General features: G+C 70.0%; 12 protein-coding genes and 1 pseudogene. 9 read left to right on the forward strand and 4 right to left on the reverse strand.

Annotation, left to right across the window (positions count from 1 at the left end; all coding sequences use genetic code 11):
- The coding region (locus ACH4VX_RS13775; protein ID WP_398367587.1) for an SCO5717 family growth-regulating ATPase at positions 1-1687 on the reverse strand (1687 nt) is incomplete at its 3' end.
- A gap of 372 nt (positions 1688-2059) precedes the next feature.
- Positions 2060-2359, reverse strand: coding sequence for a DUF397 domain-containing protein (locus ACH4VX_RS13780; RefSeq protein WP_398367588.1), 300 nt, complete (start codon positions 2357-2359; stop codon positions 2060-2062).
- A gap of 268 nt (positions 2360-2627) precedes the next feature.
- Here ACH4VX_RS13780 and rpsO point away from each other — a divergent pair, with 268 nt between their 5' ends.
- From rpsO to ACH4VX_RS13805, 5 genes are all read left to right on the forward strand, one after another.
- On the forward strand, positions 2628-2915 hold the full coding sequence (gene rpsO / locus ACH4VX_RS13785; protein ID WP_004924725.1) for a 30S ribosomal protein S15: 288 nt from the start codon (positions 2628-2630) through the stop codon (positions 2913-2915).
- 290 nt (positions 2916-3205) lie between these two features.
- Positions 3206-5422 (forward strand): polyribonucleotide nucleotidyltransferase, encoded by a 2217-nt coding sequence (locus ACH4VX_RS13790; RefSeq protein ID WP_398367589.1) that lies wholly within the window; start codon positions 3206-3208, stop codon positions 5420-5422.
- Positions 5419-6798, forward strand: coding sequence for a M16 family metallopeptidase (locus ACH4VX_RS13795; RefSeq protein WP_398367590.1), 1380 nt, complete (start codon positions 5419-5421; stop codon positions 6796-6798). The genes ACH4VX_RS13790 and ACH4VX_RS13795 overlap by 4 nt, the downstream gene beginning before the upstream one ends.
- Positions 6799-6927: 129 nt before the next feature.
- The gene (dapB, locus tag ACH4VX_RS13800; RefSeq protein ID WP_398367591.1) at positions 6928-7680 is read left to right on the forward strand and encodes a 4-hydroxy-tetrahydrodipicolinate reductase; all 753 of its coding nucleotides are present in this window, start codon (positions 6928-6930) and stop codon (positions 7678-7680) included.
- Between the two features lie 15 nt (positions 7681-7695).
- Positions 7696-8139: a hypothetical protein gene (locus tag ACH4VX_RS13805; protein WP_030871707.1), complete on the forward strand. Its 444-nt coding sequence runs from the start codon at positions 7696-7698 to the stop codon at positions 8137-8139.
- A 22-nt stretch (positions 8140-8161) separates the two neighbouring features.
- Here ACH4VX_RS13805 and ACH4VX_RS13810 read toward each other — a convergent pair whose 3' ends face one another.
- Together ACH4VX_RS13810 and ACH4VX_RS13815 are read right to left on the reverse strand one after the other, a co-directional pair.
- On the reverse strand, positions 8162-8719 hold the full coding sequence (locus tag ACH4VX_RS13810; protein ID WP_398367592.1) for a hypothetical protein: 558 nt from the start codon (positions 8717-8719) through the stop codon (positions 8162-8164).
- 114 nt (positions 8720-8833) lie between these two features.
- Entirely contained in the window at positions 8834-9073 is a 240-nt protein-coding gene (locus ACH4VX_RS13815) for a hypothetical protein (protein ID WP_398367593.1), read from the reverse strand.
- Between ACH4VX_RS13815 and ACH4VX_RS13820 the strand changes: the two are divergent.
- From ACH4VX_RS13820 to ACH4VX_RS13835, 4 genes and pseudogenes are all read left to right on the forward strand, one after another.
- Positions 8990-9508: pseudogene (locus ACH4VX_RS13820) on the forward strand (FAD-dependent thymidylate synthase); the annotation flags it as partial. The gene ACH4VX_RS13815 and the pseudogene ACH4VX_RS13820 sit on opposite strands and share 84 nt — an antisense overlap.
- Positions 9509-9553: 45 nt before the next feature.
- Positions 9554-10783 carry an FAD-dependent thymidylate synthase gene (gene thyX / locus ACH4VX_RS13825; RefSeq protein ID WP_398367609.1) on the forward strand — a complete coding sequence of 410 codons (1230 nt, stop codon included), beginning with the start codon at positions 9554-9556 and terminating at the stop codon, positions 10781-10783.
- A 209-nt stretch (positions 10784-10992) separates the two neighbouring features.
- Positions 10993-11895, forward strand: coding sequence for a 4-hydroxy-tetrahydrodipicolinate synthase (gene dapA, locus ACH4VX_RS13830; protein ID WP_398367594.1), 903 nt, complete (start codon positions 10993-10995; stop codon positions 11893-11895).
- Between the two features lie 153 nt (positions 11896-12048).
- Positions 12049-13734 (forward strand): ribonuclease J, encoded by a 1686-nt coding sequence (locus ACH4VX_RS13835; protein ID WP_398367595.1) that lies wholly within the window; start codon positions 12049-12051, stop codon positions 13732-13734.
- Positions 13735-14140 lie beyond the last annotated feature (406 nt).

A 14140-nucleotide genomic window follows, 5' to 3' on the forward strand; every position in this document is an offset into this window, starting at 1 on the left:
CTTCGGGCTGTGGGTTCGCCGCGCCGGGGGCGCCCACGGGCGGGAAGCCGTATCCGGCTGGGGTGTTGGGTGCCGGTGCGGGCGGGGTGCCGGGCTGGGACTGCGGGGCCACCGCGCCGGTCTGCGGGGCCGGCGTCGGGGCGGTCCCCGGTTGCGGGAAGCCGTATCCGGCCGGGGTGTCGGGCGCCGGTGCGGGCGGAGTCTCGGGCTGCTGTGCGGGGGGCTGCGGGACTGCCGGGCCGGGCTGTGGGAAGCCGTATCCGGCCGGCGCGGGCGGGGTCTCGGGCTGTTGTTGGGGTGCCGGGCCGGCGGGCGGGAAGCCGTATCCGGCCGGTGGGGCGGTCGGCTGGTTCCAGGCGGCGGGCGCGGGCTGCGGTGTCTGGGGCTGGAACGGTGGCTGCTGGGTGGGGACGGCCGGCTGGTCCTGTGCTGCCGCAGGCCGCGGCAGCGCGCCCGCGTCCGCCGGCTGGGCGGGCGCCTGCGGCTGCGGCTGCTGCGCGGGCCACTGACCGGCCGACGCCGGGGCGACGGGGTGCGCCGGCGGCACCGGGGGCGCACCCTGCGGCGCCGGGGGAGTCCGGGCGGGTGCGGCCGGGACGGCATCCTGGGGCGTGCTGTCCTCGAGGGTCTCCGCGGGAGCCGCGTCGGCGGGCACCGCGTCGTTCACCGGCTCGGCCTCCTCGGGCTCGACAGCCGTCGGCTCGTCCGCCGCCGGTACGTCCTCGGAGGGCACCGCGTCCTCGGGCTCGGCCTCCGGCTCCGCCGCCGCGGCGGCGCCCTCCACGTCGGTCACCGAGGACCCGGGGTCCTCGTTCTGCACGTCATCGGTCGTGACGTCCTCCGAGTCGGAGATCTCGCCGACTTCGCGCTCGTCGGACGTACCGGACGCCTCCTCGGCGTCGTCGGCGTCCGACGGGTCCACCGCGGCGTCGGAGACCTCCGCGGTGTTCTCGGCCTCGTCGTCGGTCCCGTCCTCACCACCGGACGGCTCCAGCCGCGCCTCGGCCTCGTCCTCGGCCACCGTGCTCGGCTCCGCCTCGCGCTCCGCGATCTCCCGCTTCAGCGCGGCGGCGGAGAAGCGGATCGTCGCACCACTCTCCAGATCACCGTTGTCGCTCCGGAATCCGCCGACCGGGATGTTCGGCACCGCCGAAGGGGAAGCCGCACCGGATTCCGCGGGCGCCTCCTCCGCGTCCGGCCGCTGCGGCTCGAACCCGCTCCCCACCGGAAGCCTCGGAACGGCCGCCGGCCCCCCGGACGACGGCGCGGGCGGCGTGAACGGCGCAGCGGGTGCGGGCGCCGGAGGCGTGAACGGGGCGCCCGGCGCAGGCGCGGGCGCGGGCGGAGTGAAGGGCGCCCCCGGCGCGGGCGCGGGCGGCGGCGCCGGAAGGGACGACGGCCCCGAGGCCCCCACCGCGTGCGGCGGCGGAGTCAGCCCCGGCAACGGTGGAACGGGCCCGTTGGAGGATGGAGCCGAAGCGGGGGAGGAAGGCGAGGAGGGCGAGGAACCGGAGGACGAGGACGGCGCCCCCGACTCCGAACTCCCCGAAGCGTTCTGCGTGTACCAGGCCGGCGGGGCGTAGTCGATGGTGAACTCGCCCGTCGTCTCGATGGCGGACTCCGCGTCGGGCTGGCCATCGCCGGGTGTCGCCCAGCCCCCGCGCGTCCCGTCCCGATCGCTGCTCACAGTTCCTCCTGATGTGGTCGAGCACCCTCGTGCGTGCTGGGGGCGACCATGTGCCCTCCCCGTAGGACGCCGGCGCCCGGTCCACGGGTTCTGGCGGCGCGCCGGGTACCAGCCTAATCACCAGTAGCCCCACCCCGTCAGCCCCGCCCACCGCTCGGCACGGGCCGTTCCGCCCTCCGCGCCGCGGTCAAGAGCCGTACGGAATTCGCTACTTAAGAGGGCAAACTCGCTCAACACCTATGCAACGGTCAACAGGTAGGCCACCCGGTCCGTCGAACGCGTGACACCGTCAACCCGCCCCGGACATCCGCCCGTTGGCGCGCAAGCCAACGGGCGGCGCGCACGCGCACCGCCCGTTGCCATATCTCCACATCACTCGGAGGCCGTGGCAAGCCCTCCGTCGCCCGGCGCCGGTTCCAGGTCGAACTCGCCGTCCCGCGCGCCCAGCACGAAGGCACGCCACTCCGCCTCCGTGTACCGCAGTACCGTCTCCGGGTCGAGCGAGGACCGCATGGCCACGGCACCGCCGGGCAGGTACGCGATCTCGACCCGCTCCTCGTGCTCCTCGGTGCCCGGCGCGCTGTGCCACTCGACACCGGAGATGTCGAGGGCGTAGAGCTCGTCCTTCTCCCGCTCCTTGCGTGCCTTGATCTCCTCAGCCGTCTCCGCCATGCCGCAGCGACCCCTTCCCGACGTACGAACGGTCCGAGCGCTCACCCTAGTGGCCCCCGGCATCCGGCCCGGCCGGTTCGGCGGACCGGGGGAAAGGCGCCCGCTACAGCCTGGTACCCTGAGTGACGGCCGCTTGTGTACGCACCCTCGGAGCGGGATCGCTCCGGAGGCCGCGCCCAGCGGATCCCCGCCTTCCGAGTCATGGAAGACCCCCCGAGACGAAGACCGGGGGCGCTCGGTGGCCACTCGCAGACTATGAGGAGTACGCGTGTCGCTCGACGCCGCAGTGAAGAAGCAGATCATCTCCGAGTTCGGTACCAAGGAGGGTGACACCGGCTCCCCCGAGGTCCAGGTCGCTCTGCTGTCCCGTCGGATCTCCGACCTGACGGAGCACCTCAAGACCCACAAGCACGACCACCACTCCCGCCGTGGTCTGCTGATCCTGGTCGGTCAGCGCCGCCGACTGCTGCAGTACCTCGCCAAGAAGGACATCCAGCGCTTCCGTGCGCTGGTCGACCGCCTCGGCATCCGCCGCGGTGCGGCGGGCGCCAAGTAAGACGCTGTGAAGGGAGCGGTTCCCTGGAGAAAGGGGGCCGCTCCCTTTGCTGTACGTGCGGACTGTCACCGCACCTTTGTAGTGTGGTAGCACAACGCAATAGGTACGAACGACGCACGAGGAGAAGCGCACCTCGCCGCCGCCGGTCCTCGGTAGTGGCCCCCGGGAGAGTGAACCCCGGGAGCTTCGATCGAAGACCGGCCCGCACCAGTGGAGCGCTTCTCCGCCCCCGTCCCCCCGCCACACGGGCGAGGCGGGACGAAAGACGACAAGTAATGGAGAAAACGCTAGTGGAGAACGAGACCCACTACGCCGAGGCCGTCATCGACAACGGCTCCTTCGGCACCCGCACCATCCGCTTCGAGACGGGCCGCCTGGCCCGTCAGGCCGCCGGTTCCGCCGTGGCCTACCTGGACGACGACACCATGGTGCTGTCGGCCACCACCGCGTCCAAGAACCCCAAGGACCAGCTCGACTTCTTCCCGCTCACGGTGGACGTCGAGGAGCGGATGTACGCGGCCGGCAAGATCCCCGGCTCCTTCTTCCGCCGGGAGGGCCGTCCCTCCGAGGACGCGATCCTCACCTGCCGCCTCATCGACCGCCCGCTGCGCCCGTCCTTCAAGAAGGGCCTGCGCAACGAGATCCAGGTCGTCGCCACGATCATGGCGCTCAACCCCGACCACCTGTACGACGTCGTGGCGATCAACGCCGCCTCCGCGTCCACGCAGCTGGCCGGTCTGCCCTTCTCCGGCCCGATCGGCGGCGTCCGCGTCGCGCTGATCAACGGCCAGTGGGTCGCGTTCCCGACGCACACCGAGCTCGAGGACGCCGTCTTCGACATGGTCGTCGCGGGCCGCACCCTGGAGGACGGCGACGTCGCGATCATGATGGTCGAGGCCGAGGCCACCGACAAGACCATCCAGCTGGTCGAGGGCGGCGCCGAGGCCCCCACCGAGGAGGTCGTCGCCGCCGGTCTGGACGCCGCGAAGCCCTTCATCAAGGTGCTCTGCAGGGCCCAGGCCGACCTTGCCGCGAAGGCCGCCAAGCCGACCGGCGAGTTCCCGGTCTTCCTCGACTACCAGGACGACGTCCTGGAGGCGCTGACCGCCGCCGTCAAGCCCGAGCTCACCCAGGCGCTGACCATCGCCGGCAAGCAGGAGCGCGAGGCCGAGCTGGACCGCGTCAAGGCGCTCGCCGCCGAGAAGCTCCTGCCGGAGTTCGAGGGCCGCGAGAAGGAGATCTCCGCCGCGTACCGCTCGCTGACCAAGTCCCTGGTCCGTGAGCGTGTCATCAAGGAGAAGAAGCGCATCGACGGCCGCGGTGTCACCGACATCCGCACCCTGGCCGCCGAGGTCGAGGCCATCCCGCGCGTGCACGGCTCGGCGCTGTTCGAGCGTGGCGAGACCCAGATCCTGGGTGTCACCACCCTCAACATGCTCCGTATGGAGCAGCAGTTGGACACCCTTTCCCCGGTGACCCGCAAGCGCTACATGCACAACTACAACTTCCCGCCGTACTCCGTCGGCGAGACCGGCCGCGTCGGCTCCCCCAAGCGCCGCGAGATCGGCCACGGCGCGCTCGCCGAGCGTGCCATCGTGCCGGTGCTGCCGACGCGCGAGGAGTTCCCGTACGCGATCCGTCAGGTGTCCGAGGCCCTCGGCTCCAACGGCTCGACGTCCATGGGCTCGGTCTGCGCCTCCACCATGTCGCTGCTGAACGCCGGTGTGCCGCTCAAGGCCCCGGTCGCCGGTATCGCCATGGGCCTGATCTCCCAGGAGATCAACGGCGAGACGCACTACGTCGCCCTCACCGACATCCTCGGTGCGGAGGACGCCTTCGGCGACATGGACTTCAAGGTCGCCGGCACCAAGGAGTTCGTGACCGCCCTCCAGCTCGACACCAAGCTGGACGGCATCCCGGCCTCCGTCCTGGCCGCGGCCCTGAAGCAGGCCCGTGACGCCCGCCTCCACATCCTCGACGTGATGATGGAAGCGATCGACACGCCGGACGAGATGTCCCCGAACGCCCCGCGGATCATCACCGTCAAGATCCCCGTGGACAAGATCGGTGAGGTCATCGGCCCCAAGGGCAAGATGATCAACCAGATCCAGGAGGACACCGGCGCCGACATCACGATCGAGGACGACGGCACCATCTACATCGGTGCCGCCCAGGGCTCGCAGGCCGAGGCCGCCCGCGCCACGATCAACAGCATCGCCAACCCGACCATGCCCGAGGTCGGCGAGCGCTACCTGGGTACGGTCGTGAAGACGACCACCTTCGGCGCGTTCGTCTCCCTGATGCCCGGCAAGGACGGTCTGCTGCACATCTCGCAGATCCGCAAGCTGGCCGGCGGCAAGCGCGTGGAGAACGTCGAGGACGTGCTCGGCGTGGGCGCCAAGGTCCAGGTCGAGATCGCCGAGATCGACTCCCGCGGCAAGCTCTCCCTCATCCCCGTGATCGAGGGTGAAGAGGGCGACGACAAGAAGGACGACACCGACAAGTGACGTCGAGTAGCTCCACGACGACGGCCCGCACCTCCTCGGAGGCGCGGGCCGTCGCCCGTACCCAAACCCTGATCAAGGGCGAGAACGGCATCGGTACGGTCCGCAGGACCACCCTCCCCGGCGGCCTGCGCATCGTCACAGAGACGCTGCCCTCGGTCCGCTCGGCGACCTTCGGCATCTGGGCCCACGTCGGTTCCCGCGACGAGACCCCGGCCCTGAACGGCGCCACCCACTACCTGGAGCACCTGCTCTTCAAGGGCACCTCCCGCCGGTCCGCCCTGGACATCTCCTCCGCCATCGACGCCGTCGGCGGCGAGATGAACGCGTTCACGGCCAAGGAGTACACGTGCTACTACGCGCGCGTGCTCGACACCGACCTGCCGCTCGCCATCGACGTGGTGTGCGACATGCTGACCGGCTCGCTGATCCAGGAGGAGGACGTCGACGTCGAGCGCGGCGCCATCCTCGAAGAGATCGCGATGACCGAGGACGACCCGGGCGACTGTGTGCACGACCTGTTCGCGCACACCATGTTCGGCGACAACCCCCTCGGCCGCCCCGTCCTCGGCACGGTCGACACGGTCAACGCCCTCACCGCCGACCGCATCCGCCGCTTCTACAAGAAGCACTACGACCCGACCCACCTCGTGGTCGCCTGCGCCGGCAACATCGACCACAACAAGGTCGTACGCCAGGTCCGCGCCGCCTTCGAGGAGGCCGGCGCCTTCAAGAACACCGACGCCGATCCGATCGCCCCGCGCGGCGGCCGGCGCGCGCTGCGCACCGCCGGCCGGGTCGAGCTCATCGGCCGCAAGACGGAACAGGCGCACATCGTCCTCGGCATGCCGGGCCTGTCCCGCACCGACGAGCGGCGCTGGGCCCTCGGCGTGCTGAACACCGCCCTCGGCGGCGGCATGTCGTCCCGCCTCTTCCAGGAGGTCCGGGAGAAGCGCGGACTGGCCTACAGCGTGTACTCGTACACGTCCGGCTTCGCCGACTGCGGTCTGTTCGGCGTGTACGCGGGCTGCAGGCCCTCACAGGTGCACGACGTGCTGAAGATCTGCCGCGACGAACTCGACCACGTCGCCGAGCACGGACTACCCGACGACGAGATCGAGCGCGCCGTCGGCCAGCTCCGGGGCTCCACCGTCCTCGGCCTCGAGGACACCGGCGCGCTGATGAACCGTATCGGCAAGAGCGAACTGTGCTGGGGCGAGCAGATGTCGGTCGACGACATGCTGGCCCGGATAGCCTCGGTGACCCCGGAGGACGTCCGCTCGGTCGCCCGCGACGTCCTGGGACGGCGGCCCTCCCTGTCGGTCATCGGCCCGCTCAAGGACAAGCAGGCATCCCGTCTGCACGACGTCGTCGCCTAGGGTCTGTTGTTCGGATCAGGTCGCAGGAAATCGGCGGTGTCTCGGCAATGCGGATGTGCGTGCCGAACCCCGCGTCTGCGGCAGGATCCGAACGACAGGCCCCAACCACCCCGTAAGGAAGCAACGGACATGAGCAAGCTGCGCGTGGCGGTCCTCGGTGCCAAGGGCCGGATCGGTTCCGAGGCGGTACGGGCCATCGAGGCCGCCGACGACATGGAACTGGTGGCCGCCCTCGGCCGGGGCGACAAGCTGGAGACCCTCGCCGAGGACGGCGCCCAGGTCGCCGTGGAGCTGACCACCCCCGCCTCGGTCATGGGCAACCTCGACTTCTGCGTGCGCCACGGCATCCACGCCGTCGTCGGCACCACCGGCTGGACCGACGACCGCCTCGCGCAGCTGAGGGGCTGGCTCGACCAGTCCCCGGAGACGGGCGTGCTCATCGCGCCGAACTTCTCCATCGGCGCCGTCCTCACCATGAAGTTCGCGCAGATCGCCGCCCCCTGGTTCGAGTCCGTCGAGGTCGTCGAGCTGCACCACCCGAACAAGGTGGACGCTCCCAGCGGCACCGCCACGCGCACCGCCCAGCTCATCGCCGAGGCCCGCCGCCGGGCGGGCAGCGAGCCCGCTCCGGACGCCACGACCACCGCCCTCGACGGCGCCCGCGGCGCCGACGTCGACGGGGTCCCGGTGCACGCGATCCGGCTGCGCGGACTCCTCGCCCACCAGGAGGTCCTGCTCGGCGGCGAGGGCGAGACCCTCACCGTCCGCCACGACTCCCTGCACCACAGCAGCTTCATGCCGGGCATCCTGCTCGGCGCCCGCCGCGTGGTGACCACTCCCGGCCTGACCTTCGGCCTGGAAAACTTCCTCGACCTGAACTGAGCCCGAGCCGACCCCATGCGCGCGAAGATCTCCTACGCCATCACGGCCGCCGTCCTGGTCGTCTACTTCGTCCTGGTCGGCAGCCGCGGCGTGCTGCTCATCGAGGCCGGCACGCCCCTCACCGTCACGTTCGGTGTCGCGGTGCTGATCCTGCCGGTCATCGGTGTCTGGTTCCTGTGGAAGAACACCGAGTTCGTCCGCGACGCCAACCGGCTCGCCGCCCTGCTCGACGCCGAGGGCGGCCTGCCCGTCGACGAGCTGAAACGCCTGCCCAGCGGCCGGGTCGACCGTGACTCGGCCGACGAGGTCTTCGCCCGCCGCAAGGCCGAGACGGAGGACGCCCCCGACGACTGGCGCAGCTGGTTCCGGCTCGCCGTCGCCTACCACGACGCCCGCGACACCCCCCGCGCCCGCAAGGCGATGCAGCGGGCGATCGCCCTGCACAAGACCTCTCACTGAGCGCGCGGGAGCCCGGGGCCGCTCAGTCGCGCCGGTACTCGGCGGTCCACGCCTCCACGGTGTCGGCCGCCCGGTCGAAGGCCACCTGGTCCCGCCCCAGGAAGTCCGCGTTGTGCGAGGTCAGCAGCGGCTGCGGCGACTCCGCCGAACGCCCCCGCCGGGCGAGGATCAGCGCCTGCCCCTGCACCGTCCGGGGCAGCCCCAGCCAGCGCACCGGCTGCTGCACCGTGCGCACGGAGACGACCTGCTCCCAGGACGTCGTACGCGTGCTCACGAAGGCCACATGGCGCAGCCCCCGGGAGCTCACCCACACGCCCATGCGCAGCAGCCGCAGCGCGCCGGCGACGACGACCAGTGCGATGGCGAAGACCGCCCCGGCGGACGCCGGCGTCGCCGTCGCCGCGATGATCACCGCCGCGAACAGCACGAACGACGCGAGCAGCAGCAGGAGCGCCGCCGCCCCCACCCGCCACGGCCCGGGACGGTACGGGCGCCGCCAGCGGTCCCGGTCGTCGTACGGCAGGGCGACATCGTCCGCCGTGTCGAAAGCGCGGTCGGCCGTCAGGAAGGGCAGGGGCACGACGGGTCCTCACTCGATCCATGCGTCAGCAGTGCCCGGTGAGGCTATCGATCCGTGCCGCCGGTCACCACCCTCGGGGGTCCGGACGGAGCCGGTGCCGCGGCCGGGGGCGGCTCAGCGCCCCTCGGTCGCCTGCGACTGCTGTGTCCCCGGCCCCGAGGGATCGGCGGACAGCGCCGGCATCCCTATGACCAGGGAGCCCACCAGCCCGGCCACGAGGGTGAGTCCCAGCAGCCAGCGCCCGGCCATCCGACCGACGGAGACCCGCTCATGGGGCGGCGGGGCGACATTGCTGCGGAACCTGTCGGCCTCGGCGACAAAGGCGAACGGTACGGGTTCGCGCCGACCGAACATCAGGGGCACGTCTCCTTCGGGATCGAACGAATCACTGTCACCAACACAGACGAACGACGGCCCCGAGAGGTGCCCACTTTCACCGAATTCGCAGAAGTTCGCTGTCGTTCACCGCGGTATGTCGCCTCCCGGCGCCGAAGGTCCGGTTGTCGGTGCCGCGCCGTAGAGTGGACGCCGCCCGAGAGACGTGATGGAAGGACCCCCCGCGCCGTGACCGACACCCCCGCCGACGACCTCAAGCCCGGCTTTCGCAGCGATGTGACCGTCGAGCTGGTCAAGCACACCGCGTCCGACGCCGACGTGCTGTTCGCCGCCCGCGTCTCGACCGTCGGCGAGCAGTCCCTGGACGAGCTGAACAAGGATCCCGAGCGCTCCAAGGGCCTGATCAACTACTTGATGCGGGACCGGCACGGCAGCCCCTTCGAGCACAACTCGATGACCTTCTTCGTCAGCGCCCCGATCTTCGTCTTCCGCGAGTTCATGCGGCACCGGGTCGGCTGGTGCCTGCCGGGGGACGCCAGGATCCGCGTCGGTACCAGCAAGAACGGCAAGACCAAGCGCATCGCGGACATCCATCGGGACTGGAAGATCGGTGTGCCCGACTCGATGGGACGCACGCGCAGACTGAAGTCCTGCCAGAACCTCCTGGCCGACACCATTGACCTGGAGACCGGGCTGGCGGAGAAGGCGCGCATGGTCGACGTCTTCGAGTCCGGCGTGAAGCCGATCCTCAAGGTCTCGACAACCAACGGCAAGGTTCTGCGTTGCACCGCGGACCACCGTGTATGGACGCCGGAAGGCTGGGTCCGCGCCGGCGACCTGCGCGCCGGAGACCGGGTCGGGCGGCTCGGCCGGGTGGGGGTCGGCGAGCGGGTCGGAATCCCGAAGCGCCTGCGCGAGGGGATCCAGATCTGGACCACCGAGCAGCGAGCCGATCTCATCGCGCCCGTGGACCTCTGCTACCTCTGTGAGGAGAAGTTCGAGGCGAAGGACCTGGAACTGGACCACGTCATCCCCGTGGACGCCGACCTGGCCAAGTCGCTCGACGTCTCGAACCTGCGACCGGCCTGCAAGTCGTGTCACCAGCGGAAGACCGACGGCGAAGGCGTACCGGTCGGAGTGCGCCGCCGCGCCCTCCAGAACGGTGTGCGCTGGGAGGGCGTCGTCTCCGTCGCCCCCGACGGGGAGGAGATGACCTACGACATCTCCATGCCGCCGCCGCACCACAACTTCATCGCGGACGGCTTTGTCGTACACAATTCGTACAATGAGGAGTCGGGGCGCTACCGCGAGCTCCAGCCGGTCTTCTACGTCCCCGGCGAGGACCGCAAGCTGGTCCAGCAGGGCCGCCCCGGCAAGTACGAGTTCGTCGACGGCACCCCCGAGCAGTACAAGGCTGTCACCGACGTCATGGCGGAGTCCTACCGGCAGTCGTACGCCGCGTACCAGGAGATGCTGGCGGCCGGTGTCGCCCGCGAGGTAGCCCGCGCCACCCTCCCGGTCGGTCTCTTCTCCTCGATGTACGCCACCTGCAACGCCCGCTCGCTGATGCACTTCCTCGGCCTGCGCACCCAGCACGAACTGGCGAAGGTCCCGTCCTTCCCGCAGCGGGAGATCGAGATGGTCGGCGAGAAGATGGAGGCCGAATGGGCCCGTCTCATGCCGCTCACGTACGCCGCCTTCAACGCCAACGGGCGCGTGGCCCCGTAGAACCGCAGCTCAAGCCTGCGAGTACACATGTACGGTTCAGTCTCGCGAAGTGTCCGTATTGCGGCATTTCGAGAAGTTCATCTAGCCTGATCAAACGGGCCCGGCACTGCCTGAACCCCCGAGCAGGCAGTGCCGGGTCCCTTGTTGTCCCACCCTGTCGCCTCCCCCGAGGGAAGACCCCGACCTGAGCAACGAGTAGCGTGTAACCCATGGCTCCGACCTCCACTCCGCAGACCCCCTTCGGGCGGGTCCTCACCGCCATGGTCACGCCCTTCACGGCGGACGGCGCACTCGACCTCGACGGCGCACAGCGGCTCGCCACCCACCTGGTGGACGCAGGCAACGACGGCCTGATCATCAACGGCACCACCGGCGAGTCCCCCACCACCAGCGACGCGGAGAAATCGGATCTCGTACGGGCCGTGGTGGCGGCGGTCGGCGACCGCGCCCAGGTCGTGGCCGGAGTCGGCACCAACGACACCCACCACAGCATCGAACTGGCCCGCGCCGCGGAGCGCGCCGGCGCGCACGGCCTCCTGGTGGTCACCCCGTATTACAACAAGCCCCCGCAGGAGGGCCTCTACCGGCACTTCACGGCCGTCGCCGACGCCGCCGAGCTGCCGGTCATGCTCTACGACATCCCCGGCCGCAGCGGCGTTCCGATCGGCACGGAGACGATCGTCCGCCTCGCCGAGCACCCGCGCATCGTCGCCAACAAGGACGCCAAGGGTGACCTCGGCCGCGCCGGCTGGGCCATCGCCCGTTCCGGCCTCGCCTGGTACTCCGGCGACGACATGCTGAACCTGCCCCTGCTCTCCATCGGAGCGGTCGGCTTCGTCTCGGTCGTCGGCCACCTCGTCACCCCCGAGCTGCGCGCCCTGGTCGAGGCGTACACCTCCGGAGACGTCCAGAAGGCCACCGAGATCCACCAGAAGCTGCTCCCGGTCTACACGGGCATGTTCCGCACCCAGGGCGTGATGACCACCAAGGCGGCGCTCGCCCTCAAGGGCCTCCCCGCCGGGCCCCTGCGCGCCCCCATGGCCGAGTGCACGCCGGAAGAGATCGAGCAGCTCAAGATCGATCTTGCCGCCGGCGGGGTACAACTCCAGTAATCAGACTTCGCGCGCCCGATCGCGCAGACGGACTTCACAACTGAATAAGCGGGCCACCGGTGCCCGCACCCCACACGACAACTGCTTCTGCACGAACGTCATGCGCGCCACGTGCCCCACCGGTACGTGGCGCGTGTGTTTGAGGAGAGTCTTTTGAGTCATCCGCACCCTGAACTCGGCTCGCCCCCGCCGCTCCCCGAGGGCGGCCTGCGTGTCACCCCGCTCGGCGGTCTCGGCGAGATCGGCCGGAACATGACGGTCTTCGAGTACGGAGGCCGCCTGCTGATCGTCGACTGCGGAGTGCTCTTCCCCGAGGAGGAGCAGCCCGGAATCGACCTGATCCTGCCGGACTTCTCGTCCATCCGGGACCGCCTCGACGACATCGAGGGCATCGTCCTCACCCATGGTCACGAGGACCACATCGGCGGCGTCCCCTTCCTCCTGCGCGAGAAGCCGGACATCCCGCTGATCGGCTCCAAGCTCACCCTCGCCCTCATCGAGGCGAAGCTCCAGGAGCACCGCATCCGTCCGTACACCCTCCAGGTGGCGGAAGGACAGCGCGAGCGCATCGGCCCCTTCGACTGCGAGTTCATCGCCGTCAACCACTCCATCCCCGACGCGCTCGCCGTGGCCATCCGCACTCCCGCCGGCATGGTGGTCCACACCGGCGACTTCAAGATGGACCAGCTTCCGCTGGACAACCGCCTCACGGATCTGCACGCGTTCGCCAGGCTCAGCGAGGAAGGCATCGACCTTCTGCTCGCTGACTCGACGAACGCCGAGGTCCCGGGATTCGTCCCGCCCGAGCGTGACATCTCGGGCGTCCTGCGCCAGGTCTTCGCCGGTGCCCGCAAGCGGATCATCGTGGCGAGCTTCGCCAGCCACGTCCACCGCATCCAGCAGATCCTGGACGCGGCGCACGAGTACGGTCGCCGGGTCGCCTTCGTCGGCCGCTCCATGGTCCGCAACATGGGCATCGCCCGCGACCTCGGTTACCTCAAGGTCCCACCGGGCCTGGTCGTGGACGTCAAGACACTGGACGACCTGCCGGACAGCGAAGTCGTCCTGGTCTGCACGGGCTCCCAGGGCGAACCGATGGCCGCCCTGTCCCGCATGGCCAACCGTGACCACCAGATCCGCATCGTCGACGGCGACACGGTGATCCTGGCGTCGTCGCTCATCCCCGGCAACGAGAACGCGGTCTACCGCGTGATCAACGGCCTGACTCGCTGGGGCGCCGACGTCGTCCACAAGGGCAACGCCAAGGTCCACGTCTCGGGCCACGCATCGGCCGGCGAGCTGCTGTACTTCTACAACATCTGCCGTCCGAAGAACCTGATGCCGGTCCACGGCGAATGGCGTCACCTGCGCGCCAACGCCGAACTCGGCGTCCTGACCGGCGTCCCGCACGACCGCATCGTCATCGCCGAGGACGGCGTCGCCGTCGACCTCGTCGAGGGCAAGGCCAAGATCTCCGGCAAGGTCCAGGCGGGCTATGTCTACGTCGACGGCCTCTCCGTCGGTGACGTGGGCGAGCCGGCCCTCAAGGACCGCAAGATCCTCGGCGACGAGGGCATCATCTCGGTCTTCGTCGTCATGGACTCGTCCACCGGCAAGATCACAGGCGGCCCGCACGTCCAGGCCCGCGGGTCCGGCATCGAGGACTCCGCCTTCGGCGAGGTGATCCCGAAGATCACGGAGGTCCTGGAGCGCTCGGCCCAGGACGGCGTCGTCGAACCCCATCAGATGCAGCAGCTCATCCGCCGCACACTGGGCAAGTGGGTCTCCGACACCTACCGGCGCCGGCCGATGATCCTGCCCGTGGTGGTGGAGGTCTGACGGCCCGTCGGACCGCACGCACGAGCGAACCTGGAGCGGGGCGCCTCGATTTGCATCGGGGCGCCCCGCTCCAGTACGTTTACAACTCCTCCCGATCGGGCACCCGACCACCTCGTGCGTCGGAACCGTCGCCCGGAAGGTGAGGGGAAATCCGACTCAGAATCTCTGATAAAGTCGGAACCGCCGGAAAGGGAAACGCGAAAGCGGGAACCCGGAAAGCGCCGAGGAAATCGGGTCGGAAAGATCTGATAGAGTCGGAAACGCAAGACCGAAGGGAAGCGCCCGGAGGAAAGCCCGAGAGGGTGAGTACGAAGGAAGCGTCCGTTCCTTGAGAACTCAACAGCGTGCCAAAAGTCAACGCCAGATATGTTGATACCCCGTCCGTCCGGGTTTTCCGGATGGTCGA

This window comes from Streptomyces sp. NPDC020731 (assembly GCF_044334705.1).
Lineage (GTDB): Bacteria > Actinomycetota > Actinomycetes > Streptomycetales > Streptomycetaceae > Streptomyces.